At 73.7% G+C, this 23762-nt stretch carries 19 protein-coding genes and 2 pseudogenes; 8 read left to right on the top strand and 13 right to left on the bottom strand.

Annotated elements, in window-relative coordinates:
- The first annotated feature begins 47 nt into the window (after positions 1 to 47).
- The 4 genes from AB0J08_RS18350 to AB0J08_RS18365 all read left to right on the top strand — a co-directional run bounded on the left by AB0J08_RS18350 (position 48) and on the right by AB0J08_RS18365 (position 5968).
- Entirely contained in the window at positions 48 to 251 is a 204-nt protein-coding gene (locus AB0J08_RS18350; protein ID WP_360634583.1) for a hypothetical protein, read from the top strand.
- Between the two features lie 72 nt (positions 252 to 323).
- Positions 324 to 3230: an AAA family ATPase gene (locus AB0J08_RS18355; protein WP_360634586.1), complete on the top strand. Its 2907-nt coding sequence runs from the start codon at positions 324 to 326 to the stop codon at positions 3228 to 3230.
- 391 nt (positions 3231 to 3621) lie between these two features.
- Positions 3622 to 4431, top strand: coding sequence for a methyltransferase (locus AB0J08_RS18360; RefSeq protein WP_360634589.1), 810 nt, complete (start codon positions 3622 to 3624; stop codon positions 4429 to 4431).
- Between the two features lie 535 nt (positions 4432 to 4966).
- Positions 4967 to 5968, top strand: coding sequence for a LuxR C-terminal-related transcriptional regulator (locus AB0J08_RS18365; protein ID WP_360634592.1), 1002 nt, complete (start codon positions 4967 to 4969; stop codon positions 5966 to 5968).
- A gap of 20 nt (positions 5969 to 5988) precedes the next feature.
- Here the strand turns inward: AB0J08_RS18365 and AB0J08_RS18370 are convergent, their stop codons facing one another.
- From AB0J08_RS18370 to AB0J08_RS18390, 5 genes are all read right to left on the bottom strand, one after another.
- Positions 5989 to 6264, bottom strand: a complete 276-nt coding sequence (locus AB0J08_RS18370) for a hypothetical protein (protein ID WP_360634595.1) — start codon at positions 6262 to 6264, stop codon at positions 5989 to 5991.
- A 276-nt stretch (positions 6265 to 6540) separates the two neighbouring features.
- Complete coding sequence (locus AB0J08_RS18375) at positions 6541 to 7929, bottom strand: MFS transporter (protein WP_360634598.1); 1389 nt, start codon at positions 7927 to 7929, stop codon at positions 6541 to 6543.
- A 13-nt stretch (positions 7930 to 7942) separates the two neighbouring features.
- The gene (locus AB0J08_RS18380; RefSeq protein WP_360634601.1) at positions 7943 to 8812 is read right to left on the bottom strand and encodes a phytanoyl-CoA dioxygenase family protein; all 870 of its coding nucleotides are present in this window, start codon (positions 8810 to 8812) and stop codon (positions 7943 to 7945) included.
- Positions 8809 to 9963 carry a hypothetical protein gene (locus AB0J08_RS18385; RefSeq protein ID WP_360634604.1) on the bottom strand — a complete coding sequence of 385 codons (1155 nt, stop codon included), beginning with the start codon at positions 9961 to 9963 and terminating at the stop codon, positions 8809 to 8811. Before AB0J08_RS18385 ends, AB0J08_RS18380 begins: the two co-directional genes overlap by 4 nt.
- A gap of 159 nt (positions 9964 to 10122) precedes the next feature.
- Positions 10123 to 10251, bottom strand: coding sequence for a hypothetical protein (locus AB0J08_RS18390; protein WP_360634607.1), 129 nt, complete (start codon positions 10249 to 10251; stop codon positions 10123 to 10125).
- Between the two features lie 248 nt (positions 10252 to 10499).
- On the opposite strand from AB0J08_RS18390, the gene AB0J08_RS18395 reads away from it, so the two are divergent.
- Together AB0J08_RS18395 and AB0J08_RS18400 are read left to right on the top strand one after the other, a co-directional pair.
- Positions 10500 to 10631, top strand: a complete 132-nt coding sequence (locus tag AB0J08_RS18395; protein WP_360634610.1) for a hypothetical protein — start codon at positions 10500 to 10502, stop codon at positions 10629 to 10631.
- 41 nt (positions 10632 to 10672) lie between these two features.
- Positions 10673 to 11932, top strand: coding sequence for a cytochrome P450 (locus AB0J08_RS18400; RefSeq protein ID WP_360634613.1), 1260 nt, complete (start codon positions 10673 to 10675; stop codon positions 11930 to 11932).
- 224 nt (positions 11933 to 12156) lie between these two features.
- Here the strand turns inward: AB0J08_RS18400 and AB0J08_RS18405 are convergent, their stop codons facing one another.
- Positions 12157 to 12834: a macro domain-containing protein gene (locus tag AB0J08_RS18405; RefSeq protein ID WP_360634616.1), complete on the bottom strand. Its 678-nt coding sequence runs from the start codon at positions 12832 to 12834 to the stop codon at positions 12157 to 12159.
- Between the two features lie 278 nt (positions 12835 to 13112).
- Between AB0J08_RS18405 and AB0J08_RS18410 the strand changes: the two genes are divergently transcribed.
- Positions 13113 to 14729, top strand: a complete 1617-nt coding sequence (locus AB0J08_RS18410) for an ADP-ribosyltransferase domain-containing protein (protein WP_360634619.1) — start codon at positions 13113 to 13115, stop codon at positions 14727 to 14729.
- 54 nt (positions 14730 to 14783) lie between these two features.
- Here AB0J08_RS18410 and AB0J08_RS18415 read toward each other — a convergent pair.
- A pseudogene (locus AB0J08_RS18415) lies at positions 14784 to 15620 on the bottom strand (M1 family aminopeptidase); the annotation flags it as partial.
- Between AB0J08_RS18415 and AB0J08_RS18420 the strand changes: the two are divergent.
- Positions 15564 to 17194 (top strand): annotated as a pseudogene (locus AB0J08_RS18420) (ATP-binding cassette domain-containing protein). The pseudogenes AB0J08_RS18415 and AB0J08_RS18420 sit on opposite strands and share 57 nt — an antisense overlap.
- Positions 17195 to 17232: 38 nt before the next feature.
- Here AB0J08_RS18420 and AB0J08_RS18425 read toward each other — a convergent pair.
- Genes AB0J08_RS18425 through AB0J08_RS18450 form a run of 6 tightly spaced genes read right to left on the bottom strand, consistent with a single transcriptional unit; the run spans position 17233 to position 23757 of the window.
- Positions 17233 to 18846: an amidohydrolase gene (locus AB0J08_RS18425; protein ID WP_360634622.1), complete on the bottom strand. Its 1614-nt coding sequence runs from the start codon at positions 18844 to 18846 to the stop codon at positions 17233 to 17235.
- A gap of 16 nt (positions 18847 to 18862) precedes the next feature.
- Positions 18863 to 19750: a PaaX family transcriptional regulator C-terminal domain-containing protein gene (locus tag AB0J08_RS18430; RefSeq protein WP_360634625.1), complete on the bottom strand. Its 888-nt coding sequence runs from the start codon at positions 19748 to 19750 to the stop codon at positions 18863 to 18865.
- A 48-nt stretch (positions 19751 to 19798) separates the two neighbouring features.
- Positions 19799 to 20671 carry an Asp/Glu racemase gene (locus AB0J08_RS18435; RefSeq protein ID WP_360634628.1) on the bottom strand — a complete coding sequence of 291 codons (873 nt, stop codon included), beginning with the start codon at positions 20669 to 20671 and terminating at the stop codon, positions 19799 to 19801.
- Complete coding sequence (locus AB0J08_RS18440) at positions 20668 to 21624, bottom strand: fumarylacetoacetate hydrolase family protein (protein ID WP_360634631.1); 957 nt, start codon at positions 21622 to 21624, stop codon at positions 20668 to 20670. The genes AB0J08_RS18435 and AB0J08_RS18440 overlap by 4 nt, the downstream gene beginning before the upstream one ends.
- Positions 21625 to 21634: 10 nt before the next feature.
- The gene (locus AB0J08_RS18445; RefSeq protein WP_360634634.1) at positions 21635 to 22747 is read right to left on the bottom strand and encodes a cupin domain-containing protein; all 1113 of its coding nucleotides are present in this window, start codon (positions 22745 to 22747) and stop codon (positions 21635 to 21637) included.
- On the bottom strand, positions 22744 to 23757 hold the full coding sequence (locus AB0J08_RS18450) for a carbon-nitrogen hydrolase family protein (RefSeq protein ID WP_360634637.1): 1014 nt from the start codon (positions 23755 to 23757) through the stop codon (positions 22744 to 22746). The genes AB0J08_RS18445 and AB0J08_RS18450 overlap by 4 nt, the downstream gene beginning before the upstream one ends.
- Between the last annotated feature and the right edge of the window lie 5 nt (positions 23758 to 23762).

The following is a 23762-nucleotide window of genomic DNA, read 5'->3' on the forward strand; positions in this document are numbered from 1 at the left end:
GCGACTTATCACCACGCATCGCTTCCCGAATGGAAAGGAAAGCCCCCATGTCCCACTCCCTGCACACCGGTGCTGTCCGTAGCGAGGCCGCCAACCAGGCCGCGACGATCCCCGACCCGGCCGGCGAGATCCGGCTGGTCCGCTGGAACGGGGCCTGCGCCCGGACCCGTGCGCTGGCCGGAATGAACCTCGGCAGCGGCGTGGTCGTGGGCCTCGGCTCCATCACCACCACCGTGTCGGTGCCCTTCTGACCTGCGCTCAGCCAGAGCCCGTCCGAACAGGAGCGCGACGCTCCGTGGAGATAGCGACTACTATCCGGGGCTATGCGTGTGCGGGCAGCCCATCTCATCGGCCGTGATGCCGAAGTCGCCAAACTCGGCGAATCACTGCGGGATCTCCGCCGGTCGCAAGGCTGTACCACTTTCCTGGTCGGCGAGGGCGGCATCGGCAAGTCGCGGCTGGTGGCCGAGGTGATCGGCGAGGCCGTCGACGCCGGAGTCCGCGTCCTGCGGGGCCGGAGCAGCACCATCGGACCGATGGTGCCGCTCCGGCCGCTCACCGAGGCGCTGATGCCGCTCTCGCGCGGCGGGGAGTCACCGGACGAGGCGAGCCTCGGCCCGTACCGCCCGGTGCTCGGCCGGCTCATACCGGACTGGGGCACCGGCACCCCGGACCAGGGGTCGACGGTGGTGCTCGCCGAGGCCGTCCTGCGGCTGCTCGCCTTCGCCGGCCGCGACCAGGGCTGCCTGCTGGTCCTGGAGGACCTGCACGACGCCGACACCGAGACACTGGCCGTCGTCGAGTACCTGGTCGACAACCTCGAACAGCAGCCGGTCATGCTGGTGGCGACCGTCCGGTCGGAGCCGGGCGAGGCCCTCCTGCTCGCCGAGTCCGCCGGGCGGCGCCGCAGCGGAACGGTCTTCCGGCTGGCACCGCTGGACGGCGGCGAGGTGGGCCACCTGATCGCCTCCTGCCTGGACACCGAACCCGGCCTGGTGCCCGCCGAGGTGCTGACCCAGATCCGCGAGGACAGCGCGGGCATCCCGTTCCTGGTCGAGGAACTCCTCCAGGGCGCGGTCACCGGCGGCGCGCTGGTCCGCGAGAACGCCGCCTGGCGGGTGGCCGGCAACCTCCGCCGCAACGTGCCGAGGGCGCTCCTCGAAGGCGCCATCCACCGCATCGACGAACTCGGCCCGCAGGGGCGGACCCTGCTCTGCGCCGCCGCCGTGCTCGGCCGGCGCTTCCCCCTGTCCGTGCTCCAGCTGATGACCGGCGTCGACGACCGGAGCCTGCTCAGCCACCTGCACGCCAGCGTGACGGCCCGTCTGGTCGCCGCCGACGAACCCGCCCCCGACTGGTACGCCTTCCAGCACCCGCTGACCGCCGAGGCCCTGCTCGCCCAGCTCACCCCGACGGCCCGGGCCGCCCTCTCCCACCAGGCCGCGGACGCGATCGAGGCCCTCCACCCCGACCTGCGGGGCGACTGGTGCCCGCTGGCCGCGACCCTGCGCGCCGACGCGGGTGACCCGGTCCGGGCCGGCCGGCTGTTCACCGAGGCCGGCCGCCGCGCCCTCGCCAACGGCACGGTCGGCTCGGCGGTGGCGCTGCTCGACCGGGCCGAGCACCTGCTGGCCGGGGGCACCGACTCCGCCGCCCGCGCCGAGGCCCTGGAGGCGCTGCTCCCCGCACTCGCCGAGACCGGTGAGCTGACCCGCGCGCTCAGCCTGGCCGGCAGCCTGCGGGAGCTCGTCGGCGCCGGCCTGGGCGCCCCCCGGCTGGCGGCCCTGCACACCCGCCTCGCCCAGGTCGCCTACATGGCCGGCCGCTGGGCCGACGGCAACAACCAGATCGAACGCGCCCGCGCCCTGCTCGGACCGGATCCGGACGAGGCGCACACCGCCCTCACCGACGTGGTGGAGGCCTACCTGTGCCTCGACACGCCCGGCCAGGACCGCACCCAGCGGGCCGAACGGCTGGCCCGCGCCGCGATCGACACCGCCGAGCGCCACGACCAGCCCCTGGTCGCCTGTCAGGCCTGGGAGCTGCTGGGCGTCGTCGCCCGCGAACGCGACCCGGCGGAGGCGATCACCTACCTGGAGCGGGCGATGAGCACCGCCGAGCGGCACAGCCTGCCGCTCCAGCGGATGTACGCGCTCACCCGCCTCGGCGGCAGCCGCTGGCTGGCCGACGGCAGCACCGCCACCCTGGACGAGGCCCGCGTCGAGGCCCGCCGCCTGGGCGCCGTCACCGTCGTCTACACCCTCGACGGGATCCTCGCCCTGGACGGCGTCCTGCGCGGCCGGTTCGCCGAGGCCCGCGCGCTGGGCGACGAGGCGCTGACCATGGCGGCACGGCTGCGGCTGACGCCGGTGGCCCGCTACCTGCTGATGACCCGGTCGGTGCTGGCGGCCCACCAGGGCGACCGGGCCGCCATGGAGGAGGCGCTGACCGAGTTCGGCCGCTGGGGCGGCAGCGGCTCGCCCGAGGAGCCGCTGGCCCTCGGCCTGGCCCGGGTGTTCTGCGCCCTCCTGGAGGAGGACCGCGACCGGGCCGCCCGGGACATGGCCGGCCTCCAGGCCCTGGAGACCGAGAACCCGAGCACCTTCCACCTCGGCGGCCGGCACGGCCTCGGTCTGCTCCTCGACCTGCTCGACGGCCGGGCCGACCGCGAGCGCCTCGACCGGGTGGCCGCCAGCTCGGCCGGCCGCATGCGGTGGAACCGGCACTTCGTCCTGCTCGCCGAGGCCGTGCTGCTCGGCCGGGAGGGGGAGCCCGAGGCGGCCGACCGGGCGGCCCGGCTCGCCCAGGAGGCCGGCGCGCCCTACCCGACCGCCCGCCACCTCGGGCAGCGGCTGATCGCCGAGGAGGCCCACGCTCTCGGCTGGGGCGACCCGGAGGGGTGGCTGCGGGAGGCGGAGCACCACTTCCGCGAAACGTCCGCCACCGCCGTCGTCGGCGCCTGCCGCACCCTGCTCCGCGCGATCGGTGCGCCCGTCCGCCAACACCGCACCGGCAGCAACCGGATCCCGGCGCAGTTGCGCCTCAAGGGCATGACGGTCCGCGAGTACGAGATCTTCCAGCTCCTGGCCGACCGCCTCAGCAACAAGGACATCGCCGCCCGGCTCTACATCTCGCCGCGCACCGTCGAGAAGCACGTTGCCAGCCTGATCGCCAAGACCGGCCTGCCGAACCGGGCCCAGCTCTGTGCGTTGGCGGCGCAGCAGTCCTGACCGGGGGCGGGCCGTCCGGGCGCCCGCCGTGACGTGACGTGGCGTCACCGCGTGTCGCGACCCGCCGTCACCGCCCGCCGTCACCGCCCGCCGTGCGACCCCCGGCGCCGGCGCCGGCAGCGGCTCCCGCGCGGCGCGGTAGCCGACCGGGGCGCCGACCACAAGCGGTCAGTTGCTGCCGCCGGCGGCGCTGCGCCGCGGCCGGGCGGAAGCGGCCGGGTCGGCCGACGGGGGCCGGTTCGTGCCGGTGCAGGTTTCGGCCACCGGCTGACCCGCGACAGCGGCCCGCCCGGAGCAGGACACTGGCTGCGAGCCGGCTCCCACCGGGATCCGCCCGCCGAGGTCGCGCAGCGCGGGCACCACGACGGCACTGAGGAAGGGCCCGACGCCGATGACGAAACCCGCCACCTGGCCGGAGCGGAACATGTGGACGGACTCCGCGCAGGAGCGGGCCCACGCCTACCTCGACCACGCCCGGGGCATCCGCGGCGAGGTGCGGTTCCAGCTCGTCACCCGCGCGCTGGCCCGGCACCTGCCGCAGCGCCCCTGCCGTGTCGTCGACATCGGCGGCGGCTTCGGCCGGCAGGCGATCCTGCTGGCGCGGGCCGGGCACTCGGTGACCGTGGTGGACAACGACGAGACGCTGCTCCGGGCCGCCGCCGACCTCGTCGCCGCGGAGCCCGCCGAGGTCGGCCGCCGGGTCCGCCTGGTCCAGGGGCTCGGGGAGGAGGCCCCCGAGCTGGTCGGGACGGGATTCGACCTCGTCTGCTGCCACAGCGTCCTGCTCTACCTCGCCGATCCGGACCCGATGCTGGACGCGCTGGTGCGGCTGGCCGCGCCCGGCGGCCTGGTCTCGCTGCTCACCGTCAACCGGGACTCCCAGGCGATGCGCGACGGGCTGCAGGGCGACTGGCGCGGCGCGCTGGCCACCCTGCTGGAGTCCAGCGAGCAGGGCGGCCAGTACCTGCCGACCCGGCCGGACACCCCGCAGGACCTGGGCCGGCGACTGGCCGCGCTCGGGGCGCCGACGGTGGAGTGGCTCGGCGTGCGGGTCTTCTCCGACCACCGGTCCGGTGAGCCGTCGCCGGAGGAGTTCGCGGACCTGTGCGAGCTGGAGTGGCAGGCCGGACTGCGCGACCCCTACCGCGGGCTCGCCCGCCTCTTCCACCTCGTCGCCCGGCGCGGGGCCGGGCCCCGGTAGGGCCGCCCGCCGGGGCCCGGGAGGGCGCCGACCGGCGGGTGGCGCCCGCGCCCCGGTGCCGTCACCGTCCCGACCGTCCCGGCGGCTCCCGCACGGCTCCCGCACGGCTCCGGTGCTCACGCCCGTCGGTGCTGCGACCGTGCGCCGGTGGTGCGGGCCTGCGCGCGAGCGCGGCCGGTTGCGCCGGGCCGCCGCCGTGCGCCTGGGTCCGGCAGGATCCTGCCAATGCGAGGACGGCACCCGCCCGGCCGCGCCGTGTCGAGCACGGGCCCCGGCGGCACCGGAGCCGCCCGCGGAGGCCGCGCGACCACGCTGGCCGGGCGATACCTGCTCCGGCGCGGCTCGGGAGGTGCCCCGCCGGCGGCCCGAACACCGCTGCCGGCGCCGCTGACCGGACTCCGCAGGCCCGCTTGTGGGGGGCCACGTCAAGTGCCAATCTGTGAACGTCAATTGCCGGATCAGTGTGTGCATGGCGAAAACAGGCAGGAGTTGTGCGCCGACGTCAGTCGCCGGGCCGAGTCAGGGGGAGTGGTCAATGTTCGAAGGCCTTGGGCTGAGCAGCCTCGCCGAGTCCGTCTATCTCGCGATGCTCCAGCACCCGGACGAGAGCCTCGACGTCCTGGCCCGCCGGCTCGACGTGGACCACGCCCAGATCCGGGTCGCGCTCGACGAGCTCACCGGTATCTCGCTGCTCCAGGTGTTCCCGGGCCGGCCCGCGCCGAGAGCCGTCCGGCCGGAGATCGGACTCTCCGCGCTGGTGGCCCGCCAGCAGGCCGAGATGGCCCGCCGGCACCAGCAGATCGAGGAGGGCACCGCCGCGCTGTCCACCCTGCTGGCCGAGCGTGCCGAGAGCCGGCCGGTCGAGACCGAGCCGGGTATCGAGCGGCTGTCCGGCATCGAGGCGATCCGCGACCGGCTGAGCGAACTCGCGCGCAGCTGCGAGTGGGAGGCCAGCTCGTTCATGCCGGGCGGCGCCCAGTCCGAGGAGAACATCAACGCCAGCCGGGAGCTGGACGCGGAGGCGATCGACCGCGGGGTGCGGCTGCGCACCGTCTACCAGGACAGTGTCCGCAACCACCGGCCGACCCTGGAGTACGCCCAGTGGCTCAGCGGGCTCGGCAGCGAGGTGCGCACCACCGCGTCGCTGCCCCTGCGGATGCTGATCGTCGACCGGCGGGTGGCCGTGGTGCCGCTCGACACGGCCGAGCAGGAGGGCACCGCGGCCGTCGTGATCTCCAGCGTCGGGATCATCACGGCACTGACCGCGCTGTTCAACTCGGTGTGGCGGTCCGCGACGGTGCTCGGCGCGGCCCGCCGTCGCGACGACGACGGGCTGTCGAGCCAGGAGCGGCAGGTGCTCAGACTGCTGGCGGCGGGTCTGACCGACGAGGCGATCGCCCGTCAGCTCGGCGTCTCGGTCCGCACGGCCCGTCGGGTCGCGTCGGACCTGCACACCAGGCTCGGCGCGCGCAGCAGGTTCCAGGCCGGGGCCCAGGCCGTCTCACGGGCCTGGATCACTCCGGACGACCTGGAGTAGGGCGCGTTCGCCCGGCGCCCTCAGGGCCCCACCTCCGTCGAACGGACGGCCCAGCCGGGGCAGGTGCCGGCGCCGGCCATGGTCCGACGGCAGAGCTGGACGGCCACCCGCGCCGCGTCCAGCAGGTCGCGGGCCTGCACGTAGAGGTTGAACACCACGAAGCCCTCATGGACCTCGATCCGCGCGTGCTGGAGGCAGTCGGTGCCCGCCCTGCTGCACAGCAGGTGCCGGTGCAGCTCCCGCGCGGACTGCGGCGCGGGGCCGGGAGTGTCAACCGTGGTCTTGGTCAGGTACATGAGTCGACCTGCTCCCGGCCGGGGCGTGCGTTCCGGCCCGGGGGGCGGGGGCGCCGTCGCGCCCGTGTCCCGTCCCGGCCGGCTGGTCGGACTTCACCCGTTGCGCATTCACGCTGAACCTTTCGCCTTCCTCGTTGCGAGCCCGTCCCGAGCCGGTGGCGCCGCCCGGCCGCCGCGGCTCCGGTGAGCGGGAGCCGCGGTGTGCGGGCGGCCTGGCCCGGTACTCGGGGCAGGTGTCCGGGTGCCGGTGGTCAGGGCCCGGCGCCCGGGGGCCGGTCAGACGGTGATCGGCGGGTCCGGTGCCCACCGGGTCACGGCCCAGCGGACGAGTTGCGGGCCGAGCGCGGCGGCCATCACCGCGAAGGCGGCGATCATCGCCCACCGCGTCCCGAACGCGATGGCCAGCGCTCCGCCGACCGGCACCCCGATCAGGCTGGCGGCCTGCAACAGCACGAACGCCATGGCCATCACCTGGGCGATCCGGTCCTTCGGCGCCGCGGCCTGCAGACTCCCGAAGACGGTGGCGACCAGCAGCGTTCCCCCGAAGCTGCCCGCGAGTTCCAGCAGTACCAGCCCGGCCATCGCGCTCGGACCGGCGGTGGTGAAGGGCAGCAGGGCCAGCGACAGCAGGCTGACGGCGGTGCCCAGGGCGAGGGTCCGGCCCGACCCGAGCCGCTTCTGTGCCCGGCCGACCAGCAGGCCGCCGGTCACGCCGCCGACCGCGCCGAGCGCCAGCAGCGTGCCGATCAGTGAGGGCCCCATGTGTACCGACCGCACGAGGAACAGCACGAGCACCGGCTGGGTGACGCCGTTGACGAAGGCCACCGCGACCATCGCCCGGACGCCGGACTGCCGCGCCATCGCGAGCGCCAGCCGCAGGTTGGCGGCGGCGCCGAGCCGCTGCTTCGGGGGTTTCGAGGTACCGCCGGTCGCCTTCTCGGGGCTGGTCCCGGCAGCGGGGTCGGCACCGGTGGCAGCGCGGGTGTCGGCGTTCTCCTGATCAGCTGTCGGGTCCGCCGTCGCGCCGGCCCCGTCGTCGGCCGTCCCGGGCCGGACCCGGGTGAGCAGCGCCGCGGAGGCCAGGAACGACAGCGCGTCGACCAGGACGACGTAGGGCGCCGCGATCCGGGCGAGGAGCGCCCCGCCGAGCGCGGGCCCGCTGATGTCCGCGATGCTGCGGGTCGCCGAGATCTTCCCGTTGGCCTCCACCAGATGCGCCTTCGGCACGATCTGCACCAGCAGCGGACTGGCCAGTGCGGAGTACACCCCGAGCGCCGCCGAGGCCACCGCGGCGAGTACCAGCAGCAGCACCATGTGCAGTACCCCGAGCCACCAGAGCAGCGGGACGGCGCCCATGATGGCGGCCTGCACCAGGTTGCAGGCCGCCATCATGGGCGCGCGCGGGCGGCGCAGCCCGTCGGACCACCCCGCCGCCGGGAGTCTGATCAGCAGGGACGGCAGCACCTCGGCCACCGCCAGCGAGGTCATCTCCAGGGCCGAGGCGCCCAGCGTGACCGCCGCGCACATCGGGATCGTGACGTTGCTGACCGCCGAACCGACCTGGGACAGGCCGGTGGCGGCCCACAGGGCCCGGAACGGACGGTCGGGGAACACCGGCGACGCCGAGGTCTGCTCACCCCCGTCGGCCAGGGTCGTCGGTGTCACGTCGCTCGTCCTTTCACAGGGTGACGATGCGGACGGCCGCGTCGGCGGCCTCCTGGGCGAACCAGGCCGGGAAGCTCTCCGGGTACCGCATGCGGGCGATCTCGGCCAGCCGGGGGATGAGCCGGGAGACGCCGTTCATCGTGCGCATCGAATCCACCGCGATCTGGCTCAGGAACCGGTGGTTGTCGCGCACATGGGTGCGGGCGTAGCTGAAGAAGACCCCGAACTTCTCCCGGCCCGGGTCGCGCAGGACGGTCGTGCTGGTGTGCATCAGACGAGCGTTCCACACCACGACGTCGCCCGCCCGGGTATCGACGCGTTCGCGGAGGTCGGACTCGCCCACCGTCCGCGCCGGGATGTCGAACTCCGGTTCGGTGGTGCCGTATCCGTCGAAGGACATCAGGTGGGAGGCGCGCACCACGTCGATCCCGCCCCCGCCGACCGGGTCGTTGTCCTGCAGGTACAGCCCGCACTGGACGTGTGCGAACCCGGGCTCCCACACGTACGCGGCGGTCGGTCCGACGAACGTCGCGTCGACGTGCCAGGGGACGTAGACGTTCTTGCGCGCGGTGCAGTTCGGGTAGAGCACCGGGTGGTCGTCGCCCAGCAGTTCCTTGACGGCGCGCACCACGCGCTCGCGCAGCACGATGCCGGCCAGGAAGTCGTCGGCCAGGAAGTCGCTGGTCAGCATCTCCTGCGAGCCGGTACCCGTGAGGTAGCCGGAGCACAGGGCCCTCGCCCGCTCCACCTCCCCGGCGTCCAGGATGCCGCGCAGGATCACGTAGCCGCGCCGGGCGAAGTCGTCGGTGAAGTCGTCGGTGAAGTCGTCGGCGGAGACCGGGGCCGCGGGGGCGGCCGTCGCGGTGCCGTTCGCGGCCGTCATCGCTGGACCCTCACCGGGCTGCCGGGGACGACGCAGGCGGCCAGGCCTTCGAGCTGGCCGTAGCCCAGGCCGCAGCAGTCGCCGGTGATGTCCTCGTCCAGGGCGTCCGCCGGGTGCTCCGCGTCGGTGGCGGTGAAGGTCTCCAGGTCGATCGGCTCCGGGTCGTCGTCGACCCAGACCAGCGCGCCGGCGGTGATCAGGTCGAGGTGGACGTCCGCGATGTACGGGACCTTGCTCACCCGCTGGTTGTGCTGGCCGAACCCCAGGTGGACGCCGCAACGCCGCTCGTTGATGTGCGAGTTGGCGGTGATGAACTCGTCGATGCCGCGGTTGGTGCCCAGACCGAACTCCCCGACGTTGCGGCCGTAGGGGCTGTTCAGGCAGAGCTGGAACATCGCGTCGAGCTGCGGGTCGGCGCAGGTCAGGTTGACCGCCTGGCCGTTCTCGATCTCCACCCGGACGGGGTTGGCGGCCAGGCTGGCGTTCAGCGGGGTGATGATGTTGGCGTTGAACGCCCCGTCCGCGACCAGCACGCCGTCCACCGTGACCGGGTAGGTCGCGACCTCGCCGGCCGGCAGGATGGTGAAGCCGCCGGGCCGCCAGACACCCCGGTTGCTGATCCAGTGGTACTTGTCCGCGTCGAGCTCGATCGTCAGGTCGGTGCCGCCGCGGCTGGTGACCCGCACCTTGCGGGCCGGCTTCACCCGCTCCAGCAGCGTCGCGTTGAACCGGGTCAGCTGCGCGGGGGCGAGGTTGAGCGACTTGGTGAAGAACGCGGTGGAGGCGCTGATGATCCGCAGGATCATCGTGCGGTCGCCGCCGAACCTCTTCAGCGCGTTCTCGAAGACGTTGAAGTGCGACATGGTGTCGCGCTCCAGCGTGAGGACGACCAGGCGGCCCGGCAGTGTCGCAGGGTCGGGGAGCACCGCCTCCAGGCGCCCGGCGAACTCCGGGTCCTCCAGCTTGCGCATCGGGACGATCGGTGTCGCGAACCCCCGGTGCCGGAGCGCGAGCGCCAACCACGCCGCCGGGTCGCGGCTGTCCGGGGTGTAGGTGATGACGAAGGTGTCGGTGCTCTCGATGAGGACGTAGTCGTCCAGCAGGACCTTGATGCCCTGCTGGACCTTCTCGTCCGGAATGACGAAGTTCATGGTCGAGCTCCTCGGATCGACGGGACCCGCCGGGCGGATCCGCGGGCGCACATCGCGCACGGACGGTGTGGAACGGCGCAGCGGACGCGGCAGGGGCACCCGTCGCCCGACCGGAGGAGACCCTCCGAAGCGGTACGACGAGTGCCCCTGCCGGCACGGCTAGTTGTTGTAGAAGGTCGAGTACGAGACCTTCCACGCCACGTCGCCGATGCCGTCCTCGTCGACCTCGGCCGGCTCGGCGGCGGCCATCGTGTTGACCAGTTCCTCAAGCTCCTCGAACGCAGACATTGCAGTCTCCTTCGGCTGGTGGTCGTCAGCGGGCTGCTGACTGGTCCCATGCTGTGGCCCCGGCCGGAGCGGGCGGTAGTGGTCACTTCCTGCACCCCGCCGGGCGTGGCCTGAACCGGCCTCCCGGCGCCGGAACGGACTGTCCCTGCCATGTCGCCCCGAGGCCGGTGCAAGGGGCTGACCAGGCCGGAACGCCGCTGTATACAGGTTTCCGACACTCATCCCGCAGACCTCCCGGAGGCAGCACCATGGGCAACCTCGCTGACACCAAGGCCGGTTCGGACCAGCACCGGTCGCCCGTCCGCCGCGCCGCCGCGGCCGTGGCGGTCGGGGTCGGGGGCGACGACGGATTCGGCTGGCAGGTCGCGCCGCGCTCCTGAGCGTCTCCGGTCCGCACTCGCGTCGCAGAGAGGAACGCACGGTGACTCACCTCGAACCCGCACCGGACGTGCCGCACTACCCCTTCGGGGAGCCTCATCTCCTCGACCTCGACCACCGCTACGCCGGTCTGCGCGCCACCGAGGGGCTCCACCGGGTCGAGGTCCGGGACCTGGGCGAGGCGTGGCTGTGCTCGCGGTACGCCGACGTCCGCCGGATCCTGACCGACAGCCGGTTCGGGCTGACCCCGCCGGAGCCGGGCGTCGCCGACGCACCCGGGCCGGGCGCGGCCACCGTGCCGGCGAAGGCCCCGGCGCTGACGTCCGCGCAGGTCAACCGGGTGACCAGGGGAGGCCTCAAGCCCCGGCGGATCGAGCGGCTGCGCGGGGCCACGGAGAGGATCGCCGACGACCTGCTGGACCGGCTGGACCGGCTGGACAGTGTCGAGGGTCCGGACGGTGAGCGGACCCCGGTCGACCTGATGGCCGGGTTCGTCAAACCACTCGCCGCCGAAGTCCTCTGCGAGCTGCTCGACGTGCCCGCCGGGGACCGGGCCGAGGTCCGGGCGTTGCTGCTCGGCGCGGCCACCACCGCATCGCCCCCGTCCGACGCCGAGCAGCAGGACCGTCGCGCCCTCGCCCGCCGGCTGGCCGACCTGATCGCCGCACGCGACGCGGCCGGCGCCGGCGCCGACGACCTGCTGAGCGCCGTGATCCGGGCCCGGGACGAGGGCGACGACCGCCTCACGGACCGGCAACTCGTCACGGCGGCGCTACGGTTGCTCCTGCCGGGGCTCCAGAACACCGTCCTGATGCTGTCGAACTTCGTGCGCGCCCTGATGCACCACCGGTCCGACCTGGAGCGGCTGCGCCGCCGGCCGGACCTCGTACCGTCCGCCGTCGAGGAACTGATCCGCTTCACGCCGTTCCACAGCACCTCGACCTTCCCCCGCTACGCCGCAGTGGACGTCGAGGTCGGCGGCACGCTGATCCGGCGCGGCGAGGTCGCGGTGGGAGCGCTCTGCGCGGCCAACCGGGACGAGCGGGCGTTCACCGGCCCGGACACCTTCGACATCGAGCGCGGCGAGAACGCCCACCTCGGCTTCGGCATGGGCGCCCACCACTGCCCGGGCGCCGCGCTGGCCCGGATGCAGCTCCAGGTCGCCATCGCCGCCCTGGCCCGCCGGGTCGACGGCCTGCACGTCGCGCCCGCCGCCGTCGCCGGCTCGGCCCACGACGGCGGCGGCCGCGTCATCGGCTGGTTCGACCCGTTGCCCGCGACCTGGTCCGCGATCCGGCCCTGATCCACCCCTGCTCCACCCCTGATCCACCTGCGGTGCCGGCCCGTCGGGGCCGGCGCCGCAGGTGTGCGTTCCTGCGGAGCGGGCGGGCAGGTCACGGCGATCGTCTGCTGGTCGGTGAAAGTGATCGTCGGCGTGCCGACCTGGCCGGGTGTCACGACGGGGTGGTCCGCTTCCTCCTTCCAGCCTGCCGGGGGCGGCCGGACTCCGCGACCGAGGCGCCCCGGTCAGCGGCGCGTGCCGCGGCGGGCGGGCGGGGTGATGCGGACCCGCTTCGCGGCGGGAGCGCTCTCCAGGTCGTCGAGCTGCCCGAGGATCGTGCCGCGCAGGTCGTCGTCGTCCTCGAAGACGTGGTCGTTGAACAGCGTGTATCCCGTCCACATCAGGTTGGCGCAGACCCGCGCCGGCACCCGGCCGGTCCGGGCGCCCATGCCGACCAGGGCCACCGACCCGATGCTGCCCGGGGCCTGCCCGTTCTGCCGGTGGATCGCCTGGAACGCGGCGGCGCACGCCAGGGCCACGTTCAAGGTCTCACTCACGTTCTGTGAGGACTGCTGCATCGTCGGTGCGGAGATCAGGAACTTCGGGCGGGTGGCCCCGGAGGGGACGCACACCGCGCTGCCCACCGGGAGCGCCCCCGCGAAGCGGTCGCGTATCGCCCGCTGGACGCGCAGCTGGATGCCCGCTCCGAGGTGCCGCTTGACGACCGCGTCGACCCCGCCGTCCATCCGGCCGCGGGAGTTGGTGGGGCTGACCCAGGCGTCGACGGCCTCGTCGAGGATCGATCCCTGGCGGATCTCGATTCCCGGGGTGTCGGCGAACGCGGCCCGCCAGGCCTCCACCACCGGTGCGCTGATGTCGGTCAGCACCACCCTGAGCGGCGACTGCGCGCGGTCTGTGGTCATGGCTCCACTCCCCTTCGAGACACGGTTCCTCTACTGGTCATGACGCTAGCGGGCGCCACTGACAGGCCGGTTGCGGCGCCCGGCCCCTCCCGGGGCGGCGCCGTTCGGGCCGCCGTCCGGGCCGCCGCCCGGGCCGTCGACTGTCGGACCCGGCCGGTACAACAGGGGAGTCAGTTGCGGACATGACGGGCCCTCACCCGCCGCCGAGGTGTCGGCGGTGGGCCGTGCGGCCGTCCCGTCCTGCCCGCCGAAGCACGGTTATCCGGAGTCACACCACCATGAGCGATGCCAACACCCCCACCCCGTCCGACCCGAACGACCCGCTGGCGCTCGCAGAACTCTTCAAGGGCGGCGGTGAACCGTGGCTCCCGCTGCTGAAGCCGGTCATCGAGGCGCAGCCGGACGCGGCCGCGTTCATCGGCCCGGGCCGCGGCCCGGACGTCGTTCCCGTCCGTGAACTGACCTTCCAGGCGCTCAAGCCCAACGCGCCGCACCGGTGGAAGGTCGTCGTCTTCGGCCAGAACCCCTACCCGAGGCCGGAGAGCGCCACCGGCATCGCCATGTTCGACAACACCTTCCACGACTGGAAGGACAGTCAGTTCGGCCGCGTGGTCAGCATCCGCTGCATCATCAAGGCGGCGGCGATGTGGAAGCACGGCATCCCCAAGAAGACCCCGATCGCCGACATACGGGCGCTGTTGAAGGAGCAGGACACCGTCCAGCCGCCGGAGTGGTTCCAGGCGATGCTCACCCAGGGCGTGCTGCTGCTGAACGCGGCCCTCACCGCGAGCAGCGACGGGACGACGGCGACCGACCGGCACACGGCGTTCTGGCGGCCGGTCGCCGAGCGGATCGTCGAAGAGATCCTCCAGGCCAAGCAGAACGCCGCCGAGGAGGACCGGGGCGTCGTCTTCGCCTGGTGGGGAGCGCACGCACGCAGCCTGAAGAAGGTCGTCCTCCAGCTCCAGAAGAAGTACCCCGAGGTCGAGGTCCGGCACATCGACCACTCCAACCCCGCGGCGCAGGGCGACATCTTCTGCGACGGCGACCACTTCGCCACGGTGAACGCGGCCCTCGCGTCACTGGGAGCCGACGAGATCGACTGGCTTCCGGCCAAGGGGTGGAACGAGCACGCGGCGCAGGGCGGCGGGGCGGGCGGCGACACCGCCGAGCGGATGGGCGCGTTCATCGCGTCCACCATGGAACTGCACCAGCTGTACCTCGAACGGCTCGCGAGCGTCAAGGACGAGGGACTCGTCCTCCCCGCGATCACCGGCGTGTTCGACACCCCGCTGATGGACTTCCGCGATGCCGTCGCCCCGGTGGCGGCACTGCTGTCCGGTCTGGACCGGCACATCGAGCGGTCGCACGCGTTCGGCACCGAGCGGGCGGCGGAGACGACCGGCGGGCTGACCGCCGAGGCGATCGCCGCCCTCTACCTCTACACCTGCGAGTCCGCGTTCTACCGGGAGATCAACGCCATCCTGCGCTCCCCGGACCGGAGCCGGATCGTCCCCTACCTCCCGTACCTGCGGCTGCTGTTCGCGGCGGTGTCGCAGCTCCCGGCCCGCACCGAGCCGCTCTGGCGCGGGGTGTCGCTGGACCTGCGCGCGCAGTACCCGCTGGGACGGACGGTGACCTGGTGGGGCGTGTCCTCCTGCACGCCGCAGCTCGGCGTGGCACGGGGCTTCCTCGGCAGCCGAGGCCGGCGGACGCTCTTCCAGGTGCTCCCCGTCCGGGCCACGGGCATCCAGCGCTACTCCGCGTTCACCGGCGAGGAGGAGTACATCCTCCTGCCGGGCACCCAGCTCAAGGTGACGGACGTGAAGACCGAGCGCGGCGGACTGTGCACCGTGACGCTGACGGAACTGGAGGAGCAGACCCTCGTCTCCTGATCGGGGGGGGGGGGGAGCCATGCCGGCCTGAACGGGGCGGAGCCATGCGGCCGCTCACGTGTCGATCCGATGGGTGGCCCAGAACGGGGTCAGGTCCTCGGCGGTGGCGGCCCCGGCCGCGGCCGTGAACGCGGCGGTGCTGCTCACGCCGTACCAGTGCGCGTGGGCGTAGCCGCGGAGCAGGCGGGCCATCGCGTCCGCTCCGATCAGCCGCCGCAGGTCGTGCAGCGCGCAGGCACCGTAGTCGTAGACCACGATCCCGTACCGGGCCGGGTGGTCGTCCCAGTACGCCATGCCGTTGGTGATCCGCTCCTGCGGGTCCGACCACGCGACGGTCCTCCAGCAGCCGGCGCCGTCCCGGCCGAGGGCGAGGTCGGTGGCGTACTCGGAGAAGGATTCGTCCAGCCAGGGCTGGTGGTACTGGTCGTCGCCGACGATGCCGTACCACCACTGGTGCGCGATCTCGTGGACGAGCGCGCTCGTCTTCACCCGGTCCAGGACGAACCCCGGGTACTCCATGCCGCTGAACCAGAGGTCGTCGTCCAGCACGACGTCCAACTCGGCGTAGGGGTAGGCGCCGAACGCGCCGGAGTGCGCGTCCAGCGCGGACCCGGCGGTGGCCAGTATGGCCCGGGCGTCCACCGGAGCGACGCCGGCCACGGCGTGGACGGTGACCGCGACCCCGCCCGCGGAGCGGCCGGAGACGGTGAAGTACGGGCCCGCGGACCAGGCGAAGTCCCGCACCTGCCGGGCCGTCGCGGTGGTGACGGCCCGTCCGGCGGCGCTCGGGGTCTCGGCCGAGCTGCCGGTGGCCGGTACTCCGAGGCCCGCCGGATGGTCGAGCGCCACGGTGAAGTCGGCGGCCAGCGCGTAGAAGGACTCCCCGGTGTCGTCTCGTTCTGTGTACCGGCCGGCGAAACGGTCGTGCTCATCGGCGACAACGGTGCGGGCAAGACCACGCTGCTGCGCATGCTCGCGGGCGAACTCACCGCGCAGCGCGGGTCGTTCCGCAGTCAGGGCGCCGTCGCGGTCATGCCGCAGTTCATCGGCAGCCTGCGCGACGACCGGACGGTCCGGGACCTCCTGCTCACCGTCGCACCGCCGCCGCTGCGGGCCGCGGCCGCCACCCTCGACGCGGCCGAGCTCGCCATGATGGAGGTCGACGACGAGCCCACCCAACTCCGCTACGCGCAGGCCCTGGTGGACTGGGGCGAGGCCGGCGGGTACGACCACGAGGTGCTCTGGGACACCGTGACGGTCGCCGCGCTCGGCGCCCCGTTCCAGGCCGCCCAGTACCGGGAGGTGTCGACGCTGTCCGGTGGCGAGCAGAAGCGGCTCGCCCTGGAGGCGCTGCTCCGGGGCCCGGCCGAACTGCTGCTGCTGGACGAGCCGGACAACTACCTCGACGTCCCCGGCAAGCGCTGGCTGGGAGCAGCTGGCCCAGACCCGTCAGGGCGTGCTGCTGATCACCCACGACCGGGAGGTGCTGAGCCGTACGGCCGGTCAGGTCGTGACGCTGGAGGGCGGCACCGCCTGGACGCACGGCGGCGGGTTCGCCACCTGGGCCGAGGCCCGTGAGGCCCGCTGGCAGCGCGCGGCGGAGCTGCGGCAGCGCTGGAGCGAGAAGCACGAGCAGCTCAAGGAGTTGGTCCGGACGCTGCGTCAGCAGTCCTCCGTCAGCGACGAGATGGCCTCGCGCTACCACGCCGCCCAGACCCGGCTGGCGAAGTTCGAGGAGGCCGGGCCGCCGCCCGCGCCGCCGCGCCGCCAGCGGGTCGCGCCGGACCTGCGCGGCGGCCGGACGGGCATCCGTGCGATCACCTGCCAGAGCCTCGAACTCAGCGGGCTGATGCGGCCGTTCGACCTGGAGGTGTTCTTCGGTGACCGGGTCTGCGTGCTCGGTTCGAACGGGTCCGGCAAGAGCCACTTCCTGCGGCTGCTGGACGAGGCCGGCGGGGACGCGGCCCCGACGGTGGCGCACAGCGGTGCCTGCCGGCTGGGCGCACGCGTCCGGCCCGGGCTGTTCGCCCAGACGCACCGGCACCCGGAGTGGGCCGGCCGGACGCCCGCCGAGATCCTCGGGGCCGGTGAGGGCGACCCGCCCCGGGCTGGACCTGGAGCGCGCGATGTCCGCCCTGAGCCGGTACGGGCTGGCGGGGGCCGGTCGGCAGAACTTCGAGACCCTGTCGGGCGGCCAGCAGGCACGGTTCCAGATTCTGCTGCTGGAACTGGCCGGGGCGACGCTGCTGCTGCTGGACGAACCGACCGACAACCTCGACCTCATTTCGGCCGAGGCCCTGGAGGAGGCCCTGGCCGCGTTCACCGGGACGGTGGTGGCGGTCACCCATGACCGCTGGTTCGCCCGGGTGTTCAGCCGCTTCCTGGTCTTCCGGGCGGACGGCCGGGTGGTGGAGGCGGACGAGCCGGTCTGGGACGAGGGGCGGGTCAGCCGCGTCCGGAGCTGACCGAACCCCCCCGGGAGTGGCTCGCCGCCCGGCGTCAGTCAGACCCGGTGCACCGTACGGCCCCCGAGGACGGTGCGGACCGGCCGCAGCTGCGCCAGCTCGTCCGGCGGGCAGTCCAGCGGGTCGGTCGGCCAGAGGGTCAGGTCCGCCAGCGCCCCGGGCCGCAGGCTGCCGCGCGTTCCGCTCTCGCCGACGAGTCGCGCCGCGTCGACCGTGTGCAGCGCGATCGCCTCGGCCCGGGTGATCGCGTGCTCGACGCCCTGCGCGCCGGCCACGGTCTGCCGGGTCGTCATGCCCCAGACCGAGACCATCGCGCCGTACGGTCCGACCGGGAAGTCGGAGCCGGCCGCGAGCAGCGCCCCCTCGTCCAGCCACTCGCGCAGGGGGAAGATGCCACGCACCCGCTCGCCGCCCCACGCCCGGATCTGGGCCGTCGCCGCATCGTGCAGCAGCGGGTGCTGCACCGTGACCGGGACACCGAGCGCGATCGCCCGCGACCGCTGGTCGGGTCGGGCCAGCCCGCCGTGCTCGACGACCAGCGTGCCCGGAGCCAGCCCCGGGCGGTCCTTGATCACCTGCTCGAACACGTCCAGCAGGATGCGCAGCCCGCGGTCCCCCCAGGCGTGGACGCCGACCCGCCAGCCGCGCGCGACCACCCGGTCGACGGCCGCCGCCAGCTCCTGCCGGTCCCAGAGCAGGGTGCCGTGGTAGCACGGGCGCCCCTCGTACGGCTCTTCCAGCGCGCCCGCCTCGATGCCGCCGTCGATGCCGAACTTGACGCCCCAGACGCTCAGCCACGCGTCGCCATCGGCGCGCCAGGGCTCCATCCGGTCGAGCAGCTCGTCCACCTGCCCGGGCGTGCGGGCGCCGAAGCCGGAGACCAGGGCCCGCACCCGTACGCTCAGGGCGCCGGCCTGCCGGGCGGCGCGCAGCACGTCGAGGTCCTCCACCGGGACCAGGCAGTCGCGGACCGTGCCGATCCCGGTCGCGGCGTAGTCGGCGGACGCGGCCCGCAGGCCTTCGATCCGGTCGGCGAGCGCGGGTCGCGGCAGCACCCGCTCGGCCAGGGCGACCGCCTTGTCGACCAGTCGGCCGGTCAGCCGGCCCCGGTCGTCGCGCTCGATCACGCCGCCGGGCGGGGCGTCGGTGTCGGCGGTGATGCCGGCGAGTCGCAGCGCGGGCGTGTTGAGCACCATGTTGTAGGCGCCGCGCCGCACCAGCACCGGGTGCTCGTCGGTGGCCGCGTCGAGTTCCTCGGTACGTGGCAGACGCTGTTCGGCGAGGTTGACCTCCTGCCAGTTGATCGTGGTGCGGATCCACTGTCCGGGGGGCGTGCTCGCCGCTCGTTCGCGGATCAGGCCGAGGAACTCGTCGAGGTCGCGGGCCCGGTGGACCGGGACGTCGTGGATGCTGTGCGCGGCGAGGATCAGATGGGTGTGGGTGTCGTCGAAGGCGGGCAGCACGGTGGTGCCGGGCAGGTCCAGCACCTCGGTACCCGGGCCGATCAGGTGGTCCAGCCCGTCGGCGGCGGCGGACAGTGCGGTGATCCGTTCGCCGGTGACGGCCAGCGCGCGGCGCGGCGCCTCGCCCGGGACGAGCGTGTGCACGGCGCCGGATCGGATCAGCAGGTCGGCGGGGGTGCGGTCGGTCACGGCGACTCCTCGGGCGCTACAGCGGTCGATCGGGGTGCGGGGGCGGTTCGAGCGGTGACAGCCCGGTGAGCTGCTCGACGTGTCGCAGGCTGGGCCCGGCCAGCAGCCCGTGCAGTTCGGTGAAGACCGCGCGGGCCGCGACGGCGTTCCAGTCCGTCGGCAGCAGTGGCGCGGGAAGCCCGGGGTCGAGGTAGGGCAGCCGGCGCCACTGGGTGAGCATCGGGACGTACGCGCGGAACGCCTCGACCGCCTCGATCCGCGGCTCCGGGCGAAGGTCGGCGGCCAGCTGCCCCCAGGCCTCGCTGAAGGCGGCGTACTGTGCCTCGATCGCCGGGAAGTCCCACCAGGATCCGACCGCCGAGCGCAGCTCGGCGAACCCGGCGTACTCGGAGAGGAAGAGGTGGACGTACGCGCTCAGCCCGAGCCGTTCCAGCAGCCGCCGGGCGTCCGGCAGCACCCGGGCGGGTGCCAGCCAGACGCCGGGGGCGGCGTTGCCGAAGCCGAGCCAGCTCAGCCGGGAGCGCAGCTGGTGGCGGTTGGCGCGTTCCGACTCCGGCACCGAGAAGACCGCGACCACCCAGCCGTCGGCGAGTTCGGCGGGCTCCAGGCTGTGGAAGATCCGGCGGTCGCCCTCGTCGAAGACCGGGCCCAGCGCGGGGCTCAGCCGGTAACCGTTGCCCTCGCGCCGTTCCTGCAGCAGGGTTCCGGCCTTCTTCAGCCGGGAGATCGCCGACCGGACGGCCTGGGCGTCGGCGTCCAGCTCCGCCATCAGGACGATCAGGTCGGCTATCGAGATCCAGCCGCCGAGCCGGCGGACGAACTCGCCGTAGATCGTGTGGATCAGGGAGCTGGGGGGCGTCCTGGGGTGGGGGAGTGCCTTGGGGTGTGGCGTGTTCTCCGGCATGGCGGCCCTCCTCCCGTGCCGACCTCTCCTGCCGACCGTCCGGCGTGATCATACTGTCGGAGCGCGCCCCAGGGGTCCGGACGGCGGCGCGGCGGGCGACTGCGGAACGGACCCGGCTGGTCGGGACCGCGGCCCGGCGGGCGGCCCCCCGTGGGCGGGCGGCGCGCTGTCGGCGTAGGCGCCGGAGAGCAGCGCCCCGGCACCCGGGGCGAAGGCGGGCAGCCCGAGCGCGCGCAGCAGTTGGTGGACGGTGCAGATCGCGGCCGAGACCACCGGCTTGCCGAGCTGCTGCTCGGCCTCCTCGACGGCCGCCAGCGAGGGCATCTGCACACAGGCGGAGAGCACCACGGCGTCGGCCTCGGCGTGCGCGAGGCGCGCGGCGATCCCGGGCAGCCGGGCCGGGTCGTGGGCGGCGACCGCCAGGTTGTCGGGGATCTCCAGGGCCGCGTGGTCGAGCACCGTGATGCCCTCGTGCGCCAGGTAGTCCACCACCGTGCGGGCGAGCGGCCGGAGGTAGGGCGCGACCAGAGCGACCTTCTTCGCCCCGAGCACGTGCAGCCCGGCCACCAGGGCGCCGGCGCTGGTCACCACCGGCGCCGGCGCGCCGTTCTCGACGGTGCGCCGGTGCAGCCGCTGCTCGGACTCGCGGTGGTAGCCGGGCCCGGTACTCATGACGGCCACCAGGCACGCGTAGCCGAGCACGTCGACCCGGGCGTCGGAGAGTTCGAGTGCGCAGCGGTCCGAGTCGGCGTCCATCGCCCGCAGTTGCTCGGGGGTGACCCGGGTCATCCGCATCCGGCTGGAGTGGAAGGTGAAGCGTTCGGCGGCGACCGTCTCCCGGGCCCGCAGCAGGGCCGGGACCTCGGTCTCCATGGTGACGTTGGAGCTCGGGACGATCTGGCCGATCCGGTACGTCCTCATGCCCGCGGCCCGTCGTGGCGGCCGGCGAGGTCGTGGGTGCGGGCGTCGACGACCGGGTTGGCGAGTGTGCCGATCCGTTCGACGGTGGCCTCCACCAGGTCGCCGGGCTGCAGGAACTGCGGCGGCACCTGGGCGGCGCCGACGCCGGACGGCGAGCCGGTGGCGATCACGTCGCCGGGCTCCAGCGTCATCCCGGAGGAGATGTCGGCGATCAACCGGGCGATGCCGAAGAGCATGTGGCGGGTGTTGGAGTCCTGCATGGTCACGCCGTTGACCCGGAGCGAGAGGTCGAGGTTCTGCGGGTCGGGGATCTCGTCGGCGGTGACCACGACCGGCCCGAACGGGCAGTAGGAGTCCTGGCCCTTGGAGAAGAACCACTGCCCGGACCGGCGCTGGTCGCGCGCGCTGACGTCGTTGACGATGCTGTAGCCGAAGACGTGCCGCAACGCGTCGGCTTCGGCGACCCGCCGGGCGGTGCGGCCGATCACCACGGCCAGTTCGCATTCCCAGTCGAGCTGCTTGGTCAGGTCGGCGTTGTGCAGGATCGGCCCGCCGGGGCCGGTGACGGCGGTGGCCGGCTTGTCGAACAGCACCGGGCGGTCGGGCAGTTCGCGCTCGGTGTCGAGCGAGCGGTGCGACTCCTCGACGTGCTCGACGTAGTTGAGGCCGATGCCGACGATCTTGCCGGGGCGCAGCGGCGCGCACAGCGTGACCTCGGCGAGCGGCAGCGACGCGTCGGCCGGTGCGCCGGCCAGCAGCGAACGGGCGTCGGCCAGCAGCGTACGGGCGGTGGCCAGGGCGGGCTCGCCGGCCCGGATCAGCGCGGCCAGGTCACCGGGCAGGTCGGCACCGGCGGCGGCGGCGAGCGCTGCGAGGTCGGTCACCCGGTTGCCGGTCCGGGCGCCGAGGCGGGGCGCGTCGCCGCTGCCGGCACGGTAGCTGAGCAGATGCATCGAAAGCTCCTCAGGGAAGGACGGGCCGGCGGCCGTCGTTGTCCGGGTGCGACTCCTCGCGGTACATGCCGAGCGAGCGCATCACCGGGAAGTCGTTGAACGAGAAGAGGCAGGCGTCCTCGCCCGGGTCGAGGTTCGCGTGCTCGTGCCAGGCCCAGGAGGGCACGACGAAGATGTCGCCCTGCTGCCACGCGAAGCGCCGCCCGGCGATCACCGAGACGCCTCGGCCCTTGGCCGCCGTGTAGACCACCGAGCCGGTGTGCCGGTGTGCGAGGGTGGCCTGGCCCGGGCGCAGCAGTTGCAGGTGGGCGCTCATGGTCGGCATCACCGGACCGCCGGTGACCGGGTTGGTGTACTCCATGATCACGCCGTCGTACGGGGACCCTTCGCCCGCTCGGGCCAGCCGGCACAGGGCCTGGTAGCTGGGCTCCCAGGGCCAACCGAGCAGGGGGGAGTACGGGCGGCTCCACTTCTCGACGCCGTACGGCAGCAGCGTGCCGGCGTAGCTGAGCAGCGAGGAGTTCACCACCGCGCCGGGCCGCTGGTAGAGCTCGGGGTGGACTTCGTAGAAGCCCGCGTCGAGCGCGTTGACCAGCGGGATGTCCAGTCCGTCCTGCCAGATCACCGGTTCGTCGGAGTCCTCGTTGCCGTGCTCGTGCCAGGTGTTGTTCGGCGTGATCGCGAAGTCGCGCGGTCCGACGGCGAGTTTCTGCCCGTCCACGATCGTCCAGGCGCCGGTGCCCTCGTGCACGAAGCGCAGCGCGGCGGCCTGGTGGCGGTGCGCGGTCATCGCCTCGCCCGGGCCCATGATCTGAAGGCCGGTGTACAACAGGCCGACGGCCGCGCTGATGTCGCGCCGCCCGGGGTTGACCAGCATCACCACCCGGCGTCCGGCGTCGTCCGCCCGGACCAGTGGCAGCGCCTTGCGGACCAGCGGTGCCAGGTCGGCGTAGCGCCAGAGCACCGGGACGGACTTCGGCTGCGGGTACCAGGGCTCGATGTCGTTCGCCACCGTCCAGAGCGCGCCCGCCTCCTGCTCGGCCAGCTCCTCGTAGTAGGCGGCGAGTTCGGGGGTGTCCCCGACCCGGGCCCGGCCCGGCCGGGTGTCGTCGTAGTCGTTCACGATTCCTCCTGGTGGTCCTCGGGCTCCGGCCGATCGTCGGGCCGGTGTCCGCCGGTGAACAGCACGGGCCGGTGCGGGCGGTCGTCGACGTGCAGCCGGAAGACGTCGAACCGGTTGTAGTGACCGACGATGTCGTGCATCTGCTTGGGCCGGATGCAGGCGGCGAGGTCGATCTCGGCGTAGACGATGCCCTCCTCGTCGACCAGCGGCTCGGTGACCGGGCGCCCGTCCGGGCCGAAGACGCCGGAGAGCGCGGCGCGCGGGCGGGAGAGCTGCTTGCGCACCTGCTGGTCCTCGCCGGCCACCAGGTCGACGATCTCGGGCGAGATCGTCGAGCAGGACACCACGGTGAACACCTTGCCCTCGAAGCAGTGCGCGGCCGCGCGCAGCGCGATGGCCTCCGCCATGTCGTAGTCATCGGGCGCGACCGGCAGCGCGATGTAGCTTGCGGCGTGCACCAGTTCGCCCTGCGCGAGCAGGGTGAAGCGGGCCAGCGGGTTGGTGTTCTCGCCGCAGGCGAGCACGCCGAGCGGGCCGACCGGTGTGCGGTGCACGACCAGCGAGCTGCCGTCGCCCGGCGCCCAGGTGAGCTTCTCGGCCCAGGTCGGCACGAGCTTGCGGTGCGCGCCGAGCAGCCGGCCGTCCGCGTCGATGGTGAGCATCGTGTTGTACAGCGTGCCGACGCCGTGTGGGCCGCGCTCGTTGACGCCGATCACCAGGACCACCCCGGCCCGGCGGGCGGCGGCGCACAGGGCGTCCACCTGCGGGCCGGGCACGTCGACCGAGGAGAGGTAGAGGCGTTCGAACCAGGGCGACCCCTGGACGGGGTTCATCGTCCAGTTCCAGTACGGGTAGCCGGGCACGAACACCTCGGGAAAGACCACCAGGGCGGCGCCGTGCGCGGCCGCCTCGGCGATCAGCGCGACGGCCTTGTCGACGGTGGCGTCCGGGTCCAGGTAGACGGGGGCGGCCTGGACGGCGGCGGCGGTGAAGCGGGGCAGGTGGGGCATCCGGT

Source organism: Kitasatospora sp. NPDC050463, assembly GCF_040655255.1.
GTDB lineage: Bacteria > Actinomycetota > Actinomycetes > Streptomycetales > Streptomycetaceae > Kitasatospora.

What these genes read in the sequence shown, in the direction of transcription:
- AB0J08_RS18430 (WP_360634625.1), bottom strand. Translation starts at nt 19,750, where the DNA reads ATGCCGGAGAACACGCCACACCCCAAGGCACTCCCCCACCCCAGGACG.
- AB0J08_RS18360 (WP_360634589.1), top strand. Translation starts at nt 3,622, where the DNA reads ATGACGAAACCCGCCACCTGGCCGGAGCGGAACATGTGGACGGACTCC.
- AB0J08_RS18410 (WP_360634619.1), top strand. Translation starts at nt 13,113, where the DNA reads ATGAGCGATGCCAACACCCCCACCCCGTCCGACCCGAACGACCCGCTG.
- AB0J08_RS18390 (WP_360634607.1), bottom strand. Translation starts at nt 10,251, where the DNA reads ATGTCTGCGTTCGAGGAGCTTGAGGAACTGGTCAACACGATGGCCGCC.
- AB0J08_RS18385 (WP_360634604.1), bottom strand. Translation starts at nt 9,963, where the DNA reads ATGAACTTCGTCATTCCGGACGAGAAGGTCCAGCAGGGCATCAAGGTC.
- AB0J08_RS18440 (WP_360634631.1), bottom strand. Translation starts at nt 21,624, where the DNA reads ATGCATCTGCTCAGCTACCGTGCCGGCAGCGGCGACGCGCCCCGCCTC.
- AB0J08_RS18365 (WP_360634592.1), top strand. Translation starts at nt 4,967, where the DNA reads ATGTTCGAAGGCCTTGGGCTGAGCAGCCTCGCCGAGTCCGTCTATCTC.
- AB0J08_RS18435 (WP_360634628.1), bottom strand. Translation starts at nt 20,671, where the DNA reads ATGAGGACGTACCGGATCGGCCAGATCGTCCCGAGCTCCAACGTCACC.
- AB0J08_RS18405 (WP_360634616.1), bottom strand. Translation starts at nt 12,834, where the DNA reads ATGACCACAGACCGCGCGCAGTCGCCGCTCAGGGTGGTGCTGACCGAC.
- AB0J08_RS18370 (WP_360634595.1), bottom strand. Translation starts at nt 6,264, where the DNA reads ATGTACCTGACCAAGACCACGGTTGACACTCCCGGCCCCGCGCCGCAG.
- AB0J08_RS18395 (WP_360634610.1), top strand. Translation starts at nt 10,500, where the DNA reads ATGGGCAACCTCGCTGACACCAAGGCCGGTTCGGACCAGCACCGGTCG.
- AB0J08_RS18380 (WP_360634601.1), bottom strand. Translation starts at nt 8,812, where the DNA reads ATGACGGCCGCGAACGGCACCGCGACGGCCGCCCCCGCGGCCCCGGTC.
- AB0J08_RS18355 (WP_360634586.1), top strand. Translation starts at nt 324, where the DNA reads ATGCGTGTGCGGGCAGCCCATCTCATCGGCCGTGATGCCGAAGTCGCC.
- AB0J08_RS18450 (WP_360634637.1), bottom strand. Translation starts at nt 23,757, where the DNA reads ATGCCCCACCTGCCCCGCTTCACCGCCGCCGCCGTCCAGGCCGCCCCC.
- AB0J08_RS18350 (WP_360634583.1), top strand. Translation starts at nt 48, where the DNA reads ATGTCCCACTCCCTGCACACCGGTGCTGTCCGTAGCGAGGCCGCCAAC.